Source organism: Pseudomonas sp. LB1P83 (assembly GCF_054897885.1).
On record NZ_CM142709.1, the window covers coordinates 2,927,608 to 2,948,386 of the forward strand.

At 52.9% G+C, this 20,779-nt stretch carries 20 protein-coding genes and 4 pseudogenes; 6 read left to right on the top strand and 18 right to left on the bottom strand.

All coding sequences use genetic code 11. The features are described from left to right. Positions 1-649 precede the first annotated feature (649 nt). The gene (locus tag ACYZTY_RS13510; protein WP_461958908.1) at positions 650-1,282 is read left to right on the top strand and encodes a TetR family transcriptional regulator; all 633 of its coding nucleotides are present in this window, start codon (positions 650-652) and stop codon (positions 1,280-1,282) included. Between the two features lie 650 nt (positions 1,283-1,932). Here the strand turns inward: ACYZTY_RS13510 and ACYZTY_RS13515 are convergent. Continuing rightward, positions 1,933-2,565, bottom strand: coding sequence for an NAD(P)H-dependent oxidoreductase (locus ACYZTY_RS13515; protein WP_461958909.1), 633 nt, complete (start codon positions 2,563-2,565; stop codon positions 1,933-1,935). 92 nt (positions 2,566-2,657) lie between these two features. On the opposite strand from ACYZTY_RS13515, the gene ACYZTY_RS13520 reads away from it, so the two are divergent. Further along, the gene (locus tag ACYZTY_RS13520; RefSeq protein WP_461958910.1) at positions 2,658-3,299 is read left to right on the top strand and encodes a TetR/AcrR family transcriptional regulator; all 642 of its coding nucleotides are present in this window, start codon (positions 2,658-2,660) and stop codon (positions 3,297-3,299) included. 154 nt (positions 3,300-3,453) lie between these two features. Here ACYZTY_RS13520 and ACYZTY_RS13525 read toward each other — a convergent pair. From ACYZTY_RS13525 to ACYZTY_RS13545, 5 genes and pseudogenes are all read right to left on the bottom strand, one after another. After that, a pseudogene (locus ACYZTY_RS13525) lies at positions 3,454-3,663 on the bottom strand (hypothetical protein). Between the two features lie 288 nt (positions 3,664-3,951). Then, positions 3,952-4,641, bottom strand: coding sequence for a hypothetical protein (locus ACYZTY_RS13530; RefSeq protein WP_461958911.1), 690 nt, complete (start codon positions 4,639-4,641; stop codon positions 3,952-3,954). Positions 4,642-4,974: 333 nt separating this feature from the next. Beyond that, positions 4,975-6,390 carry an amino acid permease gene (locus tag ACYZTY_RS13535; RefSeq protein WP_461958912.1) on the bottom strand — a complete coding sequence of 472 codons (1,416 nt, stop codon included), beginning with the start codon at positions 6,388-6,390 and terminating at the stop codon, positions 4,975-4,977. Between the two features lie 152 nt (positions 6,391-6,542). Continuing rightward, positions 6,543-7,595, bottom strand: coding sequence for an ornithine cyclodeaminase (locus ACYZTY_RS13540; protein ID WP_461958913.1), 1,053 nt, complete (start codon positions 7,593-7,595; stop codon positions 6,543-6,545). Between the two features lie 50 nt (positions 7,596-7,645). Next, the gene (locus ACYZTY_RS13545) at positions 7,646-8,680 is read right to left on the bottom strand and encodes a histone deacetylase family protein (protein WP_461958914.1); all 1,035 of its coding nucleotides are present in this window, start codon (positions 8,678-8,680) and stop codon (positions 7,646-7,648) included. A 119-nt stretch (positions 8,681-8,799) separates the two neighbouring features. On the opposite strand from ACYZTY_RS13545, the gene ACYZTY_RS13550 reads away from it, so the two are divergent. Then, complete coding sequence (locus ACYZTY_RS13550) at positions 8,800-9,300, top strand: Lrp/AsnC family transcriptional regulator (protein ID WP_461958915.1); 501 nt, start codon at positions 8,800-8,802, stop codon at positions 9,298-9,300. 61 nt (positions 9,301-9,361) lie between these two features. On the opposite strand, the gene ACYZTY_RS13555 is transcribed toward ACYZTY_RS13550, so the two are convergent. The 9 genes and pseudogenes from ACYZTY_RS13555 to ACYZTY_RS13595 all read right to left on the bottom strand — a co-directional run bounded on the left by ACYZTY_RS13555 (position 9,362) and on the right by ACYZTY_RS13595 (position 14,557). After that, positions 9,362-9,775 carry a type II toxin-antitoxin system HicB family antitoxin gene (locus ACYZTY_RS13555; protein WP_461958916.1) on the bottom strand — a complete coding sequence of 138 codons (414 nt, stop codon included), beginning with the start codon at positions 9,773-9,775 and terminating at the stop codon, positions 9,362-9,364. Positions 9,776-9,777: 2 nt separating this feature from the next. Beyond that, positions 9,778-9,864, bottom strand: a pseudogene (locus ACYZTY_RS13560) (transposase domain-containing protein); the annotation flags it as partial. A gap of 9 nt (positions 9,865-9,873) precedes the next feature. Further along, positions 9,874-10,083 carry a hypothetical protein gene (locus tag ACYZTY_RS13565; protein WP_461958917.1) on the bottom strand — a complete coding sequence of 70 codons (210 nt, stop codon included), beginning with the start codon at positions 10,081-10,083 and terminating at the stop codon, positions 9,874-9,876. Between the two features lie 374 nt (positions 10,084-10,457). Further along, on the bottom strand, positions 10,458-10,910 hold the full coding sequence (locus ACYZTY_RS13570) for a PAS domain-containing protein (protein ID WP_461958918.1): 453 nt from the start codon (positions 10,908-10,910) through the stop codon (positions 10,458-10,460). Positions 10,911-10,912: 2 nt separating this feature from the next. Continuing rightward, positions 10,913-11,440 (bottom strand): annotated as a pseudogene (locus ACYZTY_RS13575) (oxidoreductase); the annotation flags it as partial. A 107-nt stretch (positions 11,441-11,547) separates the two neighbouring features. Continuing rightward, complete coding sequence (locus ACYZTY_RS13580) at positions 11,548-12,057, bottom strand: methyl-accepting chemotaxis protein (RefSeq protein WP_461959316.1); 510 nt, start codon at positions 12,055-12,057, stop codon at positions 11,548-11,550. 81 nt (positions 12,058-12,138) lie between these two features. After that, positions 12,139-12,864 (bottom strand): annotated as a pseudogene (locus ACYZTY_RS13585) (PAS domain-containing protein); the annotation flags it as partial. A 768-nt stretch (positions 12,865-13,632) separates the two neighbouring features. Further along, entirely contained in the window at positions 13,633-14,043 is a 411-nt protein-coding gene (gene uraH / locus ACYZTY_RS13590) for a hydroxyisourate hydrolase (RefSeq protein ID WP_461958919.1), read from the bottom strand. A 10-nt stretch (positions 14,044-14,053) separates the two neighbouring features. Continuing rightward, the gene (locus tag ACYZTY_RS13595) at positions 14,054-14,557 is read right to left on the bottom strand and encodes a GlcG/HbpS family heme-binding protein (protein WP_461959317.1); all 504 of its coding nucleotides are present in this window, start codon (positions 14,555-14,557) and stop codon (positions 14,054-14,056) included. A gap of 150 nt (positions 14,558-14,707) precedes the next feature. Here ACYZTY_RS13595 and ACYZTY_RS13600 point away from each other — a divergent pair, with 150 nt between their 5' ends. From ACYZTY_RS13600 to ACYZTY_RS13610, 3 genes are all read left to right on the top strand, one after another. Further along, positions 14,708-15,379: a heavy metal response regulator transcription factor gene (locus ACYZTY_RS13600; RefSeq protein WP_461958920.1), complete on the top strand. Its 672-nt coding sequence runs from the start codon at positions 14,708-14,710 to the stop codon at positions 15,377-15,379. Beyond that, a complete protein-coding gene (locus ACYZTY_RS13605) occupies positions 15,376-16,746 on the top strand; it encodes a heavy metal sensor histidine kinase (RefSeq protein ID WP_461959318.1) in 1,371 nt (456 codons plus the stop codon). Before ACYZTY_RS13600 ends, ACYZTY_RS13605 begins: the two co-directional genes overlap by 4 nt. 377 nt (positions 16,747-17,123) lie before the next feature. Next, positions 17,124-18,683, top strand: coding sequence for a diguanylate cyclase domain-containing protein (locus tag ACYZTY_RS13610; protein ID WP_461959319.1), 1,560 nt, complete (start codon positions 17,124-17,126; stop codon positions 18,681-18,683). A 95-nt stretch (positions 18,684-18,778) separates the two neighbouring features. Here ACYZTY_RS13610 and ACYZTY_RS13615 read toward each other — a convergent pair whose 3' ends face one another. From ACYZTY_RS13615 to ACYZTY_RS13625, 3 genes are read right to left on the bottom strand one after another with little or no spacing between them, the layout of a single operon-like run. Then, positions 18,779-18,904 (bottom strand): DUF2256 domain-containing protein, encoded by a 126-nt coding sequence (locus tag ACYZTY_RS13615; protein ID WP_461958921.1) that lies wholly within the window; start codon positions 18,902-18,904, stop codon positions 18,779-18,781. Next, a complete protein-coding gene (locus ACYZTY_RS13620) occupies positions 18,901-20,439 on the bottom strand; it encodes a cryptochrome/photolyase family protein (RefSeq protein ID WP_461958922.1) in 1,539 nt (512 codons plus the stop codon). Before ACYZTY_RS13620 ends, ACYZTY_RS13615 begins: the two co-directional genes overlap by 4 nt. A 25-nt stretch (positions 20,440-20,464) precedes the next feature. Then, a complete protein-coding gene (locus tag ACYZTY_RS13625; RefSeq protein ID WP_461958923.1) occupies positions 20,465-20,770 on the bottom strand; it encodes a DUF6482 family protein in 306 nt (101 codons plus the stop codon). Positions 20,771-20,779: the final 9 nt, after the last annotated feature.

A 20,779-nucleotide genomic window follows, 5' to 3' on the forward strand; every position in this document is an offset into this window, starting at 1 on the left:
ACACATTGTGTCAACTGACAAAGTTCGCAGGGTGATAACATTCAGTCGACGACTAATAAAAAAGTGCTTTAATTTCAGGTGCTTATGTTTATTTTTGTATCAAAATTATTCGACTTAAGATCGCGGGAGGTTTTTTATGTCGAGGTGTTAAGCGAATGCTGTGGGGCGGGGGTACCCAGAACCAATTTTGAGAAGCATGCTCTCTCCATTGGTGGCCGCCAGCCTGAATAACCCATACAAGAAAGCCATGTCTGTCATTCGAAAATGAGGTGGTTTTCTCGTGGTTTCGGCTTTCGGTACGCTTGGGGGGGCTGCAAGATTTGCGTTTGGCGCCTTAGAAACTCGGCCAGTCTCGCCAGGATCAACTACCCTTGAGTTCAGTACTGGTTCACTTTACCTACCCTTGTTAAAGGGGAAATGTTGGCTCGGTTTTCATAATGACCGGCATAGTTTCTCTGCCGAAATCTCGAATCCATCTCTCAACGCTTACCCTATATAGAGCGAAGTCGTAATTGTTCAGTTCGTGACATTTGTCATTGCGTGTTATTTATCTCGTTGAGAAAATAGTCTGGCTGTGTTAAAAACACAGGAGCTAAGCTGGCGGTAAGACGAAGGCGAGGAATAGAAATTAATCGGCAAGAGGTAGATTGTGAAGGCACCTGAGGATCTCGGCCGCAGAGAGCGGAAGAAGTTGATGTTACGTGAGGCTCTGATCGAGTCAGCGTACAATTTGTTCGAAGAAAAGGGATTTGACGAGACAAGGATCGAAGATATTACGGATAAGGTAGATGTCTCTTCACGTACGTTCTTCCGGTATTTCTCTTCGAAAGAGGATGTAGTTCTTGATTACCAAGAAGTCGAGCATGATGAAGTCATCGCAGCCTTGAGCGCGAGACCTGCGGGCGAGCCAATATTGACGGCTTTGCGTCACGCAGTAGTTGAGGTCGTCAATGGCTGTGAGCTGGGTTCTTATGGATTGGACTCCGATAGGTTTAAAGTTCTAAAACATCTGATTCGCGGCCATCCATTAGTTTGCGCTAGGAACTTAGAGCGTACACAAATTCGTCAAGCTTCGTTGGTTGCAGTGATTGCAAGTAAGATGGGTGTCGATCCTGCTGAGGACATTCGTCCTGGTGTCATCGCGGGAGTGTTGGAGTTTGCGTATAGCGCCGCTTATGAAGTTTGGAAAGATCTTGATGGACGCTCCGTCCTCTATTCAGATGTGCTTGATGATGTATACGTGCTGATTGAAGAAGGGCTAAATTTTAGCTGCCAAGGCTAATACGATACTTGTTTATTGGTCTCGTGCGGGAGCAATCACAAATTGAGCAACCACGAAGTATTCGTGAGCTTAGCAATGGCTCTCGTAAACTCGAAAAACTACACGTAGATGTGTTTAATCTTCTGGCTGTCGCACTCCTTTCTTCGAGTATAATCTTGTTTTGGGAAGTCCTCGTGCAGCACACATTAGTTGCGCTGCGCTTCCTTGTGTCACTATATAATTTAATTTTCTTGAAAGGGAAGATATTACTTCGCGGATGGCGATTGCCCATGGATTTGTTTAAGTGTGGCGACTACCGCTTCTATTATATTTACTTGAGCTGGCGGTTAATTATAATATTGATCTGAGTGCTCTAGGTTAGCTTTGGCTGCATAGTCTTAACAAAAACTATTTTTGGTCTAGTTAACAACTCAGTAATTACCTTGTCTTAATGTTGTGCTCCCGCGCCTGCCTTGGTAGGGGAATTATTTCTTTTGTCACTAATATATATCTAGGTGTGGATCTGATCTGATTTGATTTTTCATTTGTCAATGATTATCTTCTTTTGTCCGTTGACCAACTAATTGCATTGATGCTGTTTGTCCTCTGCATCAAGTCTTGGCCAATGTCGGTTGAAGATGAGACGGACAGATGACGTCGACAATACGATTTCAGACCTGGGATAGGGTATTTTCTCCCTTGCAAACACACTCCTTGGATGGATTGAACAAGTTACGACCGAGATTTCGTGCTGCTTCCAAGTGAAAACTTGGATCTCGGTTTTCTGACTCCAGCATCAGTTCAGACGTAACGACACATGCGCCGCAGTAGTCAAAGATTCCGTGCTCAATTTGCGTCTTCATGGCATCAGCATATCCGTGTCTAGCATAGGTTCCCTTATCGGCACCTCCGACGGCCACTAAATGAACCTGCAGGTTACGGAGCTTTTTCACAAGTGTGGTTTCCGGACTAAAGTCGAACGCCCAGCCATTCGTGAACACCCGATCAATCCACCCCTTGAGAAGCGCCGGCATCGACCACCAATAAACGGGGTAGACCAGAATAAGTGCATCTGCACGATCGATTCTCATTTGTTCAGCGGTAACATCTGCCGGGGGCCGCGCTTCCCTGTGATGAACTGCGAGATCATAGGTTGTGAACCTTGGGTCGAAAGCTTCTGCCGAGAGATCGGCGATTTCGAATGAATTATTTGGGTCAGTAGAAACACCTTTAGCGACTTGTGTAGCGAGACTATGGGTGAGTGATCGGGAATCATGATGAGCAATCACGATGAGTGCGTGCACGGCGAGTACTCCTGCGTGTGATTGAGAGGCAATGGCATAACCTATATACTTTTGGTAGGTTTCGATCTGTAAGTTACTTTTGGTATATAGTTATGTCAAGCACTGAAACAGTTGAGCAGGACTCAAATCTAGAGCCGCGCCGACGTCTGTCGAGAGAGGATAGGCAGCGTCAATTGCTGGATGTCGCCTGGCGGCTCGTTCGGAACGAGGGGACGGAAGCGCTGACACTCGGAAGACTCGCCGAACAGGCGGGCGTTACAAAGCCCGTAGTTTATGACCACTTCATCAGCCGGCCAGGTCTGCTCTCGGCACTCTATCGAGAGTTCGACACACGTCAAACCGCGCTCATGGACGTCGCTCTTCAGACCAGTGAACCGACCTTGTTATGTACGGCCACGGTCATCGCGTCGTCTTACATCGACTGTGTGATGCTCCAAGGCACCGAAATACCCGGGGTGATCGCGGCGTTGGCCAGCTCACCGGAGCTCGGAATGATCAAGCGCAAGTATGAAGAGGTCTTCCTGAACAAATGCCGGTTGGCCTTTCTCCCATTTGCCGGAAAGGGTGATATCTCATCGGCGAGCCTGCGTGCGATGCTTGGTGCGGCCGAGGCACTATCCCACGCCGCCGCCAATGGAGAAATTACACCCAAGCAGGCGATGGACGAACTCTTAGAAATAATCGTCGCGATGGTCGAAAGAAGTTCACGCGGCGGCTCCCAAAGAACTGAATAGACAGGCGGAGGGCTGTTGCGGCTCCGTACCTATCCTGCTTTGCGTTGAGCGCTTGAAAGGGGAGAAAACCTCCATCGCGATCCTACATAGAACATCCCTTTGATATCCAATGGATCAGCTATTCCAACCGGCGCTCTAGGGCAATATATACGCTTCATTTCGGTGTTGTGAGCTCCGCGAGCCTCATATTGATGAACTTCTCATTTTTGCCGATCGTTTCTAATGCGCCGCGCACATTGCCCCCAACCTCACCCGATCCTCGCTGCTCGACTCATAGCGTGAGTTCCAAAATGGCGGCCTCAAGGGCCAACTGGTTTTGATTAATCTTGAATAGCAGGGAAGGGAGCAGGTCTGAGTTTGGCATCGCGCTTCCTCTGTGAAAGAGGTCAGCGTAGCAAAGGGTTTGGGAAGCCGGACGCGGCTCCGAAATCGTAGAGTCTTGGCTGACCAAGTGATTTTGGTTTGAGTACAAAAGGGCCCAGCGGGGCCCTTTTTTTGTGCGATCAGTTGAAGTGGTCTTCGACTCTACCTCGAATATGATCCAAGGCTGGGACGAGCCGCTTTCTCACACTCGTCGTTATTTTTTTGCTGAAGTAGCGTAATTAACGCCTTCTGAATGCAAGACGAACGGAAATCCCGGCGATTGGCCGGGCTATTGCCACCCTACGATCTTCATTGACGAGTCGTTTTTCTGAGATCGCTTGAGCTGAGCATCAGCATCGGATCGAGACTCGTAGCAAATTAATCCCGCGTCTTGCTTCGATGCGCCATTGGTTTTCGGCTTCATCTGATAGATGAACGCGTTCTGCATTTTGAGTGTTTGCGAATACTCAAAATCCCCCCATACGCCAGGCTGGGATTGCTTTACTTTTTCGACATAGCTGTTCAGTCGAGTCTGAAATGCCGTACCCGTTCTGTCGGTATCATTAATCTCAACCACTGGGCTGCAGGTCGATCCTCTTTCTTCGCCAACAGTCAGATAGGCGTAACAATAATTGATGGTGGTTGCCAGAACGGTAGGTTTCGCAACCGGCGCCTGGACTGGAAGTGGAGCAGTTATTATTGAGGGGGGAGCAAGAGAAACCGGGACGACGGGCGATACCGGGGATGCTGGATTGGCGGCTTTGTCTTCATCCGTCCCAGACATGGACGCTGCGATTATCACCCCTGTGCCGACAGCAGCTGCGGCCATCAATGCCCCTGAGTCCATACTCGCCGCCCCTACTACAAGGCCCACCACGGCCAACTCTCCTACTCCGCCATCTGAAGCGCAACCGCAGATGCCTGAAACAAAAGAGACGATTGCCAAGCCGCGAGCTGACTTAGAAGTGTGCACGAGCATTGAAATCCCCTGGGCAACTGACGATACATATCGTCTATCCACGGATCATGGCAATTTGCCCTGACTTTGTATATGTCGCGCGGTTTTGAGATTTGTCTGGGGGTTAGATCTTCATATAGATCTCGGCGAGCAGTAAAAGAGGCTGCGAGTGGAGGGCAAACCGCTCCACTCGCTGCGAGCATCAAGGACAGATGACGAAGTTGCTGAGCCCGTGGAGGTCGATGAGGACTTCACCGACGGTGGCGTCGACATTGGCCAGGTGCCTGATGCCTCCAACATTCAGAGTGACTTGCACGGGGAGACCAAATCGTTGCTGCTAGAGACCAAAGGACACTAGCTATATTGATTCGCCGACGCAGTCGCAGATTTGGGCTTCCAGGAGCGGGTCAACTGGTAAGCAATTGCCAACCATACGAACCACCCCGGCATGACCATCAAGGCAACACGGGTATCAGGTCTCAATGCCAACAGACACAGAACAAATCCCATAAACGCTAGAGAAAACCAGGCCATCGGCACGCCGCCAGGCATCTTGTAAGCAGATTTCGCATGGAGCTCAGGGCGCTTTTTGCGATAGGCGATATAAGACGCAAGAATGGTCGACCAAGTGAAAATCACCAGAATCGCCGACACGGTAGAGACTATGGTGAACGCTGTCATGACTTCCGGAACGATAAACAGCACCAGTACACCCACCAACATCAACAGCGTGGTGAACGCCAGGCTCAGCAGAGGCACGCTGTTGCCCGATAGTCGCCGGAATACTCCGGGAGCGTTGTTCTGGTTCGCCAGTCCAAACAGCATGCGGCTGGATGAGAATACGCCACTGTTGGCCGACGAGGCGGCGGAAGTCAGTACCACGAAGTTGACAATGCCGGCGGCTGCGGGAAAACCTGCCACCAGAAAAAGCTCGACAAAAGGGCTTTTGACGGGCGAAACCTGTTGCCAGGACGTTACGGCAATAATGCAGGTCAAAGCCAGAACGTAGAACAGGATGATTCGCAGTGGAATGGAGTTGATGGCTTTAGGCAGGGTCTTCTCCGGGGAGCGGGTCTCAGCGGCAGCGGTGCCGATCAGCTCGGTGCCGGCAAACGAGAATATTGCCATCTGGAATCCGGCGAAGAAGCCGAATAGGCCATTAGGGAAGGCGGCCTGTTTATCTACCAGGTGATTCAAGGACGCAGTGACGCCACTGGGTGATACAAAGGAGCTGGCAATCAACACCATGCTGACGCCGATCAGGGTCACAACAGCAATAATCTTGATGATCGCAAACCAGAACTCCACTTCACCGAAAAGCCTAACCGTCAGCACATTCAAAGCGAACAGTGTCGCCAGCATCCCGATAGCCGGTATCCATGCCGGCACATCCGGAAACCAATACTGAAAAAATCCGCCGACCACGACGGCATCGCCTATCACCGCAACGCTCCAGCTCAGCCAGTACGACCAGCCGAGGAAGAATGCCGCGCGTGGGCCTAGGTAGGCCCCGGCAAAATCTGCAAAGGTTTTGAAGTTCAGGTTGGAAAGCAGCATTTCGCCCATGGCACGCATGACGAAAAAAACGAATAGACCGATGATCATGTAGATGAGAATGATCGAAGTGCCGGAGAGAGCGATGATCTTGCCCGAGCCCATGAACAGACCCGTACCTATGGCCCCTCCCATGGCCATTAACTGGATGTGACGATTGCTGAGCGTGCGCTGCAGCGCGGGCTGTTCAACCAGCCCCGATGGGTTCGATTTCATTTCAAAACCTCTTGATTTTATGTTTTTGAGTTTTGGCAGAAAGTAGGTTTCTAGCGTTCTTGTTAGAGATTCAACAACTAATGACAGCGGTGCTCAGGCGTTGCTGGGTGGTGAGTGGCCCCAGGCAACTTCCTGGGGGCGTCCCGCACAGATCAACTGGCTGTGCGCAGAAGCGATGCATTCGCCGGCTGCTGATCCAGCAGTTGGTAGAGGTTTTTGATGTTGACCGGCTTCGGTACCAGGTGAATGCGCTTACCGATTTCCTGTTCCTGAGCCAAGTCGTTCAGGTAGCGCAGTGACGAGAAGTCCTCCAAGGCAAAGCCCACCGAGTCGAAGACCGTGACCTGTGTATCGCTCTCGCGCCCGGGAACTTCGCCCAATACAATTCGAAAGAACTCGACGACCGGAGAGTCGGCTTCCAATTGCTGGATGTCGCCTTCGATGCGTGTTTGCGGTTCGAACTCCACGATGACCCGCGCATTGCGCAGGATGTCAGCGTGCAGTTCGGTTTTACCGGGGCAATCACCGCCGACGGCATTGATGTGCATGCCAGGCTCAATCATCTCGGGAGTCAGAATCGTTGCGTAGGCTTTGTCGGCGGTGACCGTGGTGACAATGTGCGCGCCCCTAACCGCCTCCTGTACGGAGCTGGCCAGAATCACTTTGATGTTCTGGAATGCCGCCAGGTTTTGTTTCAACTTGAGTGACGCGTCGCAATCAATGTCGAAGATACGAATTTCGTTTATGCCCAGCATTTCATGGAAAGCGATCGCCTGAAATTCACTCTGGGCACCATTGCCGATGATCGCCATCGAGGTTGCACCTGGGCGCGCGAGAGATTGCGCAACCAATGCGGAGGTCGCAGCGGTGCGCACAGCGGTTGTCATTGTCAGCTCGCTAAGGAGGGTCGGATAGCCACTATGGACATCTGCCAAAAGGCCGAACGCCATGACTGTCAGCAAGTTCCTCTGACCATTGTCCGGGTGGCCATTCACGTATTTGAACGAATACTGCTGGCCATCGTCGGTGGGCATCAACTCGATCACGCCGTCTGCGGAGTGATTGGCGGTGCGCGGCGACTTGTCGAACTGCGTCCAGCGGGAATAATCCGCTTCGATGTATGCCGCCATCTCGCGGATGGCCCGGCGGATTCCTACCTTGGTAAACAGACGTGCAGCATCATCGACATCGATAAAAAGAGTCATGTTTTTGTTCTCCGATTCAGTAATTGAAACGCTGTAGAGCGCTGGATGACTCAGGCGCGTTTGCTCTCGAAACCATGCAGCACATTCACCGCATTGATCCCGATTTCATCGACCATGTAGCCGCCTTCCATCACGAACAGGGTGGGGCAGCCAACGCTCGCGATCAGCTCACCGATCCCGATGAAGTCGTCACTTTCCAGCAGGAAGTGGCTGATGGGGTCGTCCTTGAACGTGTCGACGCCGAGTGAGATCACCAGTACCTCAGGCGCGAATTGCTGGAGTTTCCTGCAGGCATGGAGCAGGGCGTTGCGGTAGCTTTCCCAGGTGGTGTTTTTCGGCAGTGGATAGTTGAGGTTGTAACCTTCGCCATGCCCGGCGCCGATTTCGGTGCTGAAACCTGAGTAGTACGGATAGGACACCGCCGGCTCACCGTGCAGCGACACGAACATGACGTCGTCGCGCTCGTAAAAAATATTCTGGGTGCCGTTGCCGTGATGGAAGTCCACATCCAGTACCGCGACACGTTTGGCGCCCTGGGTGACGGCCTGCTGTGCAGCAATGGCCGCGTTGTTGAGATAGCAATAACCGCCCATGTATTCACGCGCCGCGTGATGGCCGGGCGGACGACAAAGGGCAAAGGCACTGTCGTGGCCTTCATCGATCAGCGCCAGGCCTGTGAGGGCGATATCGGCACTGGTTTTCACTGCTTGCCATGTGGTGGCAGTAATTGGGGAGCCGGCGTCCATGGCATAGAAACCGAGCTTGCCATCGATGAACGTCGGCACTTGCTCGTTGGCCAGATCGCGCACTGGCCAGACCAATGGCAAGGCATCATGGGTGCGTCCTGTTGCGCACCATTCTGTCCAGGCGCTTTCCAGGAAACTGACGTAGCGTTCGCTGTGCGCGTTGACGTAACACGACCGATCAAACGCGCGCGGTTCGACGATCTGCCCAAGTCCTACCTGCTTGACTCGTTTATGAACGGTATCGGCCCGACTAGGCTGTTCGAACGACGGCTTGAGCACCCCGTCTTTTAATTCGGTGCCGTGGTGCAAACGGTGGGAATCACTGAAAACTGTAAACATTCTGCGCATCCGTTAATGTGAACCAGTGCAAATATTCTGTTCTGGTCGCGATGCGCTTTCTTTGCTTTATCTTCGTGGTTTAATGGATTTAACGGGTGGTTTTACTCAGGAGTGACCAAATGCAGAAAAAATTATCCAAACGCGTTGCCCTCGACGAGACCGACTTGGCGATTCTTGAGTTATTGCAGGAGGACGCGAGTATTTCCAACTCTGAACTCAGCGAGCGGCTCTCGTTGAGCCTTACGCCTTGTTGGCGACGACGTAAGAGAATGGAGGAGGCGGGGGTCATCAAGGGCTATCAGGCAAACCTTGATAGACGAATGCTCGGGCTGGATATTATGGCGTTCGTGCACATCCGTTTTTCCACCCACGCCGATCACGCTCCGGACGCCTTCGAGGCGGTGATTGCACAATTGCCCGAGGTGTTGTCCTGCCACAAGATCACCGGGGATGCCGATTATGTGCTGCAAGTGTTAGCAGCGGATCTTGATAGCTACAGTGACTTCATCGAGCAGGTGCTCAGGCGTCAGGTAGGTATTGCGTCCATCCAGTCCAGCCTGGCATTACGCGAGGTCAAGACCAGTAGCCGTATTGCGATACCCAAATCGACCAAGGAGTGAGTTGCAGGCGCTCGATCACCTTTTCAAAGTCGCGTTAGCGACTAATTTGTTTCGGCGGCAATTAGCTTACCGAGAGACGCAAGTCAAAAGCTTTCAAAGCTGCTTCTAATTGTTCAATTTTTGAGGTGTGTATAAAGTCCACTAGGCGATCACCCTGGGCCTGGTGCAAGCCGAGCAACCGGCACAAGTCAGCCTTGCGCATACCTCGCTCCATTATGGCGTTCCATAGCGCGATCTTCGCCACGGTTACCGCTGGCAAGCGGACTACATGCTCACCAGCCCCCGGCGCAGATGCTTCTGGTATGAATCGTCGCTGATCGACGTAAATGGATAGGGTTGTCTCGATCGCGTCCAGGGCTTCGCTGACTGCGCCCTCCCGATCATCGCCATAGCTGTTCAGCTCTGGAAGGTCGCGGCAGAACATGGCAAGTCCTGGAGCACTGTCTTCCTCGAAGCGGATTGCATAGTCGTACATGGCCACTCCTCGGAGGTCATCGCGCTAATTTCACTCGCGCGCTGCGTCGGTAGGCGCCTGAGAATGTCCTTCAGGTAAGCATACGGATCTGGGGTAGATCACTCCGGTGCCATTAGCACCGCTAGCGTCATGGTGATGAACTCTTCATTCTTGCTGATCGTTTCCAGCGCACCACGCACATTGCCTCCAACCTCGCCCGATCCACGCTGCTCGACCCAGAGCGTGAGCTCCATGATGGCAGCCTCAAGGGTGAGTTGGTTTTGATTGATCTTGTATAGCAGGGAAGGGAGCAGGTCTGAATTTGGCATCGCGATTCCTAATGGCGAATTGCCCTAGAATCAGCTTGTTCTGTTGTCGCAAGCGAAGCCCGCAACCTCGCAAACGTTAAAAGCGTTATCACTCGGAAGGCTGAGATTTCAGCCCGAGCGCAACAGATGCTTAGATCAGGCACAACCGCAAGAAAGTACGAGGAGTCAGCTAGCGCTCGTGCTTGAAGCTGGCCATTCTGGGTCAGTGGGAAACCTTGGAAGAGATCGGTGATCGCGGCAGAGCACAAATTCTGCCGGAGGCGGGGAGTCGGGGTTCGTACATTGCTTAAGTGATCAGCAATCACTGGTTTGGTGCATTGGGTTGTTTGTGAGTGAACACCACTGGAGCGTTAATCCATCAAGTGCGGATGCATTCAGGCTTTGTATTGCAACTGAGCCAGTTGGATCTTCAGCTGTGCGACTTCAGCTTCCAGTTCACGCACTCGCTCCCTGGCCTCAACTTCGACGCTGACGTCCTTCTGGATACCGATGAAGTAGGTGAGTTGATCGGTGTCGTTGAACACTGGGGTGATCGACAGTTCGTTCCAGAAGGCGCTGCCGTCCTTGCGATAGTTGCGAATGACTTGGCGGCAGGGGAGCAGGTTCCTTATCGCCTCGCGGATTACTGTCAAACCAGCTTGGTTACGGTCATCACCCTGCAGGAAGCGGCAGTCCTGATACAGGATGTCGTCAACGCTGTACCCCGTCAGGCGCTGAAAGGCGGGGTTGGCATAGATCAGGATTTTTTCGTCGCCTTCCTGCTCTGCTACCACGATGCCGTCGTTGGATGCTTCAACCACCAGCTTCAACAGTTCTGCGTCGATCATTTTCAGAGCCCCAGTGATTGACATATTATTTTTAGCGGATACCCACCATACACGGAATAATCAGTATAACCCTCGGCACTACCGCCATACACTGTGGCTGAGTTCAGAGGGTTCTGATGCCAATCGTTCGCGATTCTGGCTGGTAGATCCGGGTTGGCGATGAACGTACGGCCGAAAGCGACAAGGTCGGCCAGGCCTGAATCCAACAACTGCGTAGCGCTTTGTGCAGTGTAACGATCGGTGTAGATGATCGTCCCGCTGAAGGAACCACGGACTGCGCGACGGAACGATTCGGGCATCCGTGGTGCATTATCCCAGTCCGCTTCGGCGATGGAGAGGTAAGCAATCCCAACATCCTCAAGTACTTTGATCGCTTCGATGTAGGTGGTATGAGGATCGTCTTCAACCATCCCTAGGTAAGTGCGCTCCTCATCGGTGTTGCTGAATAATGGCGCGAAACGGACGCCAACCTTCTCTTTGCCAATACACTCTGCTACCCCAGCAACTACCTCACGCAAAAACCGTAGGCGCTACAAGGAGCTACTGGTCGTGATTTTTCGTTCATTCAACCCCCGTTTTTTCAACCACTATGAAGGTGTAGATCAAGCCAAGATTTTGCACATGCCGCAAGGCTGAATCATCTAGCTAATGTCGACGAGAAATTGCTGATCGCGTGTACGACTTGGCGAGCACTATCCTGAATATCCAGGATTACTTGACCAGCCTCACCGGCTAATTTGACTCCTTGTTCTGCCTTGTCTTTACTCGCCTCCATCCTGGCCACTGCCCCCTGGGCCAATAAACGATTGTGCTGCACCACCTCGACAATTTTGATGGTGGCCTGGCTTGTGCGCGAAGCCAGATTGCGCACTTCGTCAGCTACCACCGCAAAACCTCGACCCTGCTCTCCGGCACGAGCGGCTTCGATGGCGGCGTTTAGCGCAAGAAGATTCGTTTGTTCGGCGATGCCACGGATGGTCTGCACGATGCTGCTGATTACTTCCGACTGCTGACTGACATCATTGATACCTTCGGCTGCGTGATTCAATTCGCCAGCCAGGCTTTGCATGACATCCACGGTCTCCTGCACCACTCGGGCGCCTTCGTGTGCTGTATTGTCGGTTTTCAGTGAAGTCTCGTAAGCCATGCGTGCTGCTCGTGACTCAGTTTCCTGCTGGAGAACCTGAGCCGTGATATCGCTCGCAAACTTAACTACTTTGTAAAGGCTGCCGCTGGCGTCGAACACCGGATTGTAAGTCGCACGTAACCAGACGGTTTGTCCCTGGTTGTTGAGGCGTTTGAAGTTGCCGGAGAAAAATTCGCCGTGATTCAGGCGCTCCCAGAACTGGCGATACTCGTTGGATTCACTTTCGCTACGCTCACAGAACAGACGATGGTGCTTGCCAACAATCTCATCGAGGCGGTAACCCATCACTGCAAGGAAGTTTTCGTTGGCGCTGATGACTTCACCCTGCCGGTTGAACTCAATGGTTGCCATGGAACGGTTAATCGCTTTGATTTGGCTCTCCTGCTCTTGTTCCTTCCGCACCCGGTCAGTTACATCAGTAGCAATCTTGACGACCTTAATCACCCGTCCAGAGGCGTCGCGAACAGGGTTGTAACTAGCCTCCAGCCAGATCTCACGCCCCTGTTTGTCCAGGCGCAGGAAGCGGTCGTTTATGGACTCACCATTACTCAGCCTTGACCAAAAACCTTGATAAGCGACGCTGTTGGCGTATTTCGGTGTACAGAATAAGCGGTGATGCCGGGAGTGAATTTCCTCAAGGCGGTAGCCCATTACGCTCAGGAAATTGTGATTGGCGCCGAGGATCGTGCCATCAGGTTGGAACTCAATCAGAGCCATGGAGCCACGTAATGCTGCGAGGGTGGCTTCGCAGTCAGCCAAACGCTGCTTGCTGATGGTCAGTTCTTTTTTGATTTGCGAGTTGAACATACGAACCTCAGTGGCTATGGACTGCTTGGCACTTTCATCAATCCACCGCAAAACCTATACAGTGGCGCTGTGATTGTACAAGAAAATTCCAGATTGAACACGAGGGAAGCATGTTGATCGCGAGTAATGCGCTGATCGGGTAGGGGATTGCGCACCGGCAATAGACTATCGGTTTACGTAGCTTTTGCACTCTCGGCAGAGCACTCGATATCCGACTGAAAGGGGCGTTCGGATTGCACCTCAATTGATTTTAGTGGCCTAAATTCTTAACGTTTGCAGCACGAGAGCGTCCATGCGCGGGTTCAATCCGATCGCAACGGATACCAATAAATAGCGGTTTGGACTCATTGGCGCCTCTGCGCAGGTCATTGATGTATAGCGCGCAGAACGGGCATTCATCGATAAAGTAAGGCGTCACCGCCTGCTGATCAGTCTTGTGCGAATTTCAGGGTCTTGTATAGGTTTGTATCAAGTAAGCACAGGAACACACTGAGGATGGACGCTATTCTTTGCGCCTTGAAATCCACTGCATGCCTTGTCTCGGCATGACCAATCGGGTGGGGTGATCAGTGGCCTGCAGTTCATGGTCGAGGATCAGAAAGGTGCTGTCACCGGCATCCCCCCCCTGAAACGTGAACCAAGCCTAAGGAGTGAGTGTGATCATTGCTTAAGGTTTTGATGCCGAAAAGTTAATCGACAGTGCCGCCCTTTTGAGTAGGGGCGGCTGTCTTCACGTTCGTGCGGTATCCATTTTGTATCGTTTAACGATCAATTTCCTCGGTAGGTAGAGAAGCCGTAAGGGCTGAGAAGCAACGGGATGTGATAGTGAGGAACGGTACCGTCCACTTCAAAAATGACGGGTACCTCCGGAAAGAAGCTGGACGTTTTGTGCGCCTTGAACCACTCACCAGTCTTGAAGGTGACACGGTAGGTACCTTTCTCCAGACCCCGACCTTCCGGATACAGCCCGGTGATACGACCTTGCTCGTTGGTTGCCGCGCTGTTGAGCATGTCCCAGTTTTTCCCGTCCTGCTTTTCCAGCGTGACATTGACTCCAGGGGAGGGCAGGCCATCCTGCAAGTTGAGTACATGCACGCTCAATGGATTTGTTGCCGCTAATGCAATGGCTGAAAGGGCACTCAACACAGCGCCAGCGAAGAAACTTTTCAATACAGTCATGGTGATGTCCTTAGTTTTTAACGGCAGGTAGAACGTTGTTGATAGCGACCTCTGCACAACTTTCATCCTGTGCAGCGCCACCCGCACCGGCCACCCCGAGGGCGCCGATGACTTGGCCATCGAATTTCAATGGCACGCCTCCACCGAGCAGTAACAACTCATCAAGGGTGTTGAGGTTTTCCGCATCTGGATTAGCGCGAGCGCGTTCAGCTAACAACCGCGTCGAAGTCTTGGTCGACAGGGCGGTATAGGCTTTGCGTTGCGCGGCTAACGTGTTGTGCGGGCCGACATTGTCATCGCGTTGCACGGCAACCAAATTGCCGCCTCGGTCAACAACTGCGGCAACGGCTGTGCGGCCATCGGCGTGACAGGCTGTCAGCGCGGCCGTTAGCAAATCGTTGGCCATTGCAAGTGACACGTCCTTGCGCTGCGCAACCTGATCCGGGGCTGCAACGGCGAACGCAGAGCTCATTGCGATTGTGATCAGCAATGAAGTCGATAGGCTTGTACGCATGCTGTTTCCTTGGTTGGTTGAGTCTGTCTCAGTCATTGCCAGACATCATGACCAGCCCGCTCCGTCAGAATGATTACCTCCTGATTACCAATATGTAATGTGAGAAATCACCGAAGCGGGCTAGCCTGTGCTCCAGTCTTGGAGGAAAAAATGCGTATCCTGGTGGTTGAAGATGAAACGAAAATGGCGGATTACCTGCGCAAAGCCCTGACTGAATCGGGCTATGCAGTAGAGATCGCCCTTGACGGGCTGGACGGCCAGCATTTGGCGCAGGAGAGTGAGTTCGATCTGATCATTCTGGATGTCATGCTGCCGGGGCTGTCTGGCTGGCAATTGCTGCAAATCATCCGGCGTAAGTGGCAGACCCCAGTATTGTTTCTCACCGCACGTGATTCGGTTGATGATCGGGTCAAAGGCCTGGAGTTGGGGGCCGATGATTATCTGGTGAAACCCTTTTCCTATGCCGAGTTGTTGGCACGGGTACGCACGTTGCTTCGCCGCGGCCCGCCTCGCGAGGTTGAGTATTTTGTGGCAGGCGACTTGAGCCTGGACTTGTTGCGACGCAAGGTAACGCGCAACGGAGAGCGCCTCACCCTGACCAACAAGGAGTTCGCATTACTGCACTTGCTGCTTAGTCGTGAAGGGGAGGTGCTATCGCGTTCGTTGATTGCCTCACAGATCTGGCAAATGAACTTCGACAGTGACACAAATGTGGTGGATGTCGCCATCCGTCGACTGCGGGCCAAGGTTGACGATCCATACTCACTTAAGTTGATACACACAGTGCGTGGTATCGGTTACATGCTTGAGGTGCAATCCTGAATCTGTTTCCGCACACCCTTAGCCTGCGTCTGGCGATCATGTTCGCGCTGGTCAGCGCACTGTTACTGGGTTCCATTGGTTTTTATCTTTATCAATCGTTACAGCGAGAGATTGCCTGGCGCGATGATCAGGCCCTGCTGGGGCGCCTGGAGCGAATGCAAGCATTGATCAGCGATAGCGACAGCATCGAGCAACTTCAAGGTCGGCCCAAGCTCTACGAAAACATGTTGGGCAATCGCGACAATCTGCTATGGATTGTCGATGACACCGGCAAGGTGTTGATCGAAATCAACCCAGTGGGTATGACTTTTCCAAAGTTGCCGGCTACACCCCAGGCTCGCCTCGTTGACGATCACTCTTCTGAGCCAGTGCGGCTTGCTTGGCAGGATGTCATGCAGGGTGATCGCGGCTTGACCCTGATCGCTGGCAAGTTGTTGAGTGAGCGCGACCAGATGCTGGGTGCTTATCGACTCAAGCTCTGGCTGGCCATGTCGGTCGGCGCGCTGCTGGCTTTCGCATTCGGCTGGTGGGTGAGTCAACGAGGCTTGCACCCTGTGCGCCTGCTGGCCAAGCGCGCTGCCGGAATCGATGTGCAGCATCTGCATCTGCGGCTGGATGAGTTCAATGAACTGAATGAACTCAAACTGCTCTGTAATGCCCTCAACCAGATGCTTGCACGCCTTGAGGACGGATTCGCCCAGCTTTCGCGCTTCTCGGAAGACCTCGCCCATGAGATGCGAACCCCGCTTGGCAACCTGATGGGACATACCCAGCAAGCTCTGAGGCGCAGTCGCTCTATCGAGGACTATCAGAATTTGTTGGTATCCAATCAGGAAGAGTATGAAAGGCTGGCGCGAATGATTGACAGCATGCTGTTTCTCGCCCGCACCGAGCAGCCAAACGCCTGCGTAAAATTCGAGCAAATCAACCTGCACGATCTCATTGAGCAACTGTGTGAGTATTTCGAAGGCGTGGCGCAAGAGCGAGATGTGCAACTGATAAACCAGACCCAGCATCAGTTGCTGGGGGATCCAGGGTTGATCCGTCGAGCATTGGCCAACTTGCTAGCCAATGCGCTGCGCTACGCAACTCCCGCGTCAGCAGTGACCGTCAGCAGCGAGATTTCGGAAGACAGGCTCGAAATTACGGTGCACAACCACGGCGAGCCGATTGCAGCCGAACATCTGCCACGATTGTTTGAGCGCTTTTACCGGTGCGACCCATCACGTAATCAGCCCGACGACTCTGGGGGGCTGGGATTGGCCATTGTTCGTTCGATTATGCAACTGCATGGCGGTTGTGTAACCGTTGATAGCACTGAAGCAGGTACGAGCTTCCACTTGGAGTTTCCCCTTATAAACGGCTGAACTCGAACCGAAGGTATTGCACCCGACACAGCGAATGCTGGCAAATTGCCCTATAGTGAGATTTCTTGCAGTGGTGACCGCGTAGGAAGCATGCAAATGGGGCTTGAAAAGTTTTCTTTCGGGCACATGCTAAAGGGGAGACGCTGTGCTGAGCATGAATCCGAAAGCCTGCTACGTCATTTTTGGGGAGGTAACCTTGCCCAGCATCATTTTTGAATCGCAAATATGCGCATCAGATCTGATCCATTGGGAATTGTTTTCAATACTAAACGACCTTAAGAACAGTATGTCATCGGTCGTTCACCCCCAATCACGTTTGGCTTCAACGGTGCTTGCCAAGGCACGGCTCTCGCTCTGCGCGTTGGAAAATTAAAGTGGTGCTTACTAAACGGCGCAGCTCCCTCGCGGGGTTCATTATCCTTGCTGTCGGATTGGTTGGTTTTTCGGCCCTGTTACTGCTGAAGTCCGAGACTGAACGCAGAGAAAAGCGTTTCTCGGAATACGTGCAGAATATTTCCGGCATCGTGCGCAATCAGCTTGATACTAATGAGGCTGTGTTGGCGGGTTTCTCGGCATTTCTTCAGGCCGTCGATCAGAGCGATACGGAAGCTGCGGCCCGGTATGCGGCAGTCGTTTTAGCCGCTTATCCTCATATTTACATGCTTGAGGCGGCGAGGGCGGTACCCATCGCCGAACAGTCGGCTTTTGAAGATCTGTTGCGTCGTACTTGGCGTCCAGACTTTCAACTCAAGGATTTTCCGAGTCTCACTCATCAACCTGCGCAACATCAGGTCTATCTCAATGAGACTTGGCCTGTATTGTTCATGTACCCGTTACTCCCTGAATCCAGTTCGATTTATGGCGTCAAGCTAGAAACCGTCGCCTATCTGTCCTATGCGTTGGCTCGAACCCACAATAATCAGAAGCCGGTCGTATCGCCTGTTTTCTCAATGTATGAGGGTGGTGACGCTTACATTCTGATGCAGTCAGTCAGTCGTCCTGAACAGGATCGAGAGAACACTCGCCCCAATTTCTTTGGCAGCACGATGGTGTCTTTGCTTTTGATCAAGACGGATTCGCTACAGGATGCTGTGAGTTATGCGAACGTAGATCCCCTGGTTCGCGTCAGTGCTGTCCTGAAAACCGCTGCAGGATCTGAAAGCAATGTCTTTTCAACGCAGACCGAGCAAGCCGGTATCCTGGATCGCTTCCTATTACCGGCGCTATCTGACCGAGTCGAGATCAGGAGTGTTTCACAGCCGATGACCTTGTTGTTTGAGCGTCAGTTGCGATTGGGCGATATTCTGACAGCGGAAACATTGATCATCCTTGCGGTTCTCGCGGGGGCATTCGTACTTGTGCCTGTGGTGTTGATTCGGCATTTCAAAGCGATCGAAAGAGCAGAGGTTGAACACGAACGCTCGGCTTATCTCGCAACACATGATGTTCTAACCCAATTGCCGAATCGCTACCTCTTCGCCGACCGTTTTGACCAAGCCCTCTCAAACTGGACAGTGCGTGGGACTGCGTTCGCCGTTCTGTTGATAGATCTGGATCATTTCAAGGACATTAACGATAAGCATGGCCATGAGGTGGGTGACCAGGTGCTCAAGGCAGTCGCCAATCGCATGCTTCAGGTCACTCGTTCTTGTGACACCGTCGCACGCTACGGTGGAGATGAATTCGTGATTCTGATCACGGATCTTATCAACTCAGAGAGTGCTGAACTCAACGCTGAAAGAGTGCTGGAAGTCATTGCGCAGACAGTAGCGACAAGCGCAGGAGAGCTGTCACTGTCGTGCAGTATCGGAGTCTCTCTGTGCCCTGATCATGGCCAAAATTTGGGCTCATTGCTGAAAGCGGCGGATCAGGCGATGTACGGCGTTAAACAACTGGGGCGAAAAGGAGTCGCGATGACTGAGTCCCCGGAAGCTTGAGATGCTTATAGGATATTCAGGCTCATTTAATCGCTAAGTTCGGCAACAAAAACCCAGGGAGCCAGGCTTTGTTAAAGGTTCTCTGGATGCAGATATCATTTCTGCATTTCTGCATTTCTGCATATCGGCATATCGGCATATCGGCATTCCGACTTCTTGCGCCAGGCGAAAGGCAATCCGCAGACCGCACATGCCTTTACGGGCAGTTCACTCTTTTTCAAAACGACTCCCCTGCATCGAGTTTGGCGAGCAGTTTTTGGCCCCGTTTCCAGAGCGCTTCCTGCTTGGCTTCAGTCATCCGATCGAGGTTCTTGTAGACCATGCCCATGCGCTGATTGCTGCGCAATAGGTCGCCGTGACGCATCAGGAAATGCCAGTAAAGCGAATTGAAAGGGCAGGCGTCGTCGGTCGTGCTTTCACTGACTTTGTACGCGCAGTGACGGCAGTAGTCAGACATGCGCTTTATATATTGGCCACTGGCGCAGTAAGGCTTGGAGCCCAGGTAACCGCCATCGGCGTGCATGACCATGCCCAGTGTGTTGGGCAGTTCGACCCAGTCGAACGCGTCCATGTAGATCGCCAGGTACCAGTCGCAAATCTGGCTCGGCGCAATGCCGGCCAGCAGCGCAAAGTTGCCGGTCACCATCAGCCGCTGGATGTGGTGGGCATAGGCATGTTTCAAACTTTGGCCGACCGCCTGGCCCATGCAGTTCATCTTGGTGTCGCCTGTCCAATAGAACTCTGGAAGCAGCCTGCTGTTACCAAACAGATTGCCGCCGGCGTAGTCGGGCATTTTCAGCCAGTAGACGCCCCGTACATACTCACGCCAGCCGATGAGTTGACGGATAAAGCCTTCGGCGGCGTTTAATGGAATGTTGTGCGCCCAATACGCAGCCTCGACGTCGCTGCACAATTGACGCAGATCCAACAGGCCAATATTCAGCGCGGCGCTGATCCGCGCATGAAACAGGAACGGTTCATCGTTAGCCATCGCATCTTGATAATCGCCGAAGGCTGCCAGGCCCCAATCGAGGAAGTAGTCCCACAACGCCTGGGCATCGGCGTGGGTGACCGGGTAGTCAAAGGTGTCGAGGGCGCCATAGTGGCCGGAGAAGTTTTTTGCGACCAGCGCCAGCACCTCCTGGGTAATCGCATCTGCCGAAAAGCGCACGGGCGAGGGCGCTCTTGAGCCTTTGGGAAGCGCCTTGCGGTTTTCGGCATCAAAGTTCCAGGCGCCGCCGACCGGGCTGCCGTCGCCGTTGAGCAACAGGCCACTCTTGCGTCGCATCTCACGGTAGAAGAACTCCATGCGCAGCTGCTTTTTGCCTTCGGCCCAGGACGCAAACTCGAGTCGGGTGCAGAGAAAACGGCTATCGGTATGCCACTGGATCGCCAAGCCACAATCTTTCAGTGACTGCTCCAGGCGCCAGTCACCGCATTCTGTCAGGTGCAGCTCATCCGGTTGCAGCAGTGACTGCCAGCGCCGTAATTCGCCCGGCACCGATCCGCTATTGTGCGGATCATCGAGCGTGACGTATTGCACGCGGATGCCGCACTGCTTCAACGCCTCAGCAAAATGACGCATCGCACTGAAGATCAGTGCGATTTTTTGCGGGTGATGGGGCACATGACTGGCTTCCTCCATCACTTCGACCAGTAAAACCGTATCGCGCTCGCTGTCCAGCCCCTTCAATGAGGCCAGGTCAAAAGACAACTGGTCGCCCAAGACCAGGCATAGTCGGTGAGTCTTATTCATTCGACAGAGTCCAACGGAAGGTGACTCACCAAGGCGCAGTCAGCGAGAAAGGAATGCGTAACGACCCTATGGGCTCTTCACGTGAACCGCACATCTCGTCATGGACGCACTGCTGCACAAGCACGCAGGGGAATGGCGGGACAAACTGCAACAACTCACGCAGGTGATTGATGGAGCGAAGGCGCATAGGTTTTGCTTCGTCGTCCAGCAGTGTGAACTGGCCTTGATCCAGCTCGACTCGCGCCAGATAAAAACCGCCTTCCAGAGACAGCAGCTCCAACTCTCGTACTTCGCCATTCGCGACCCGTTCGGTCAACGCTTGCAGATTCAAGGTTCACTC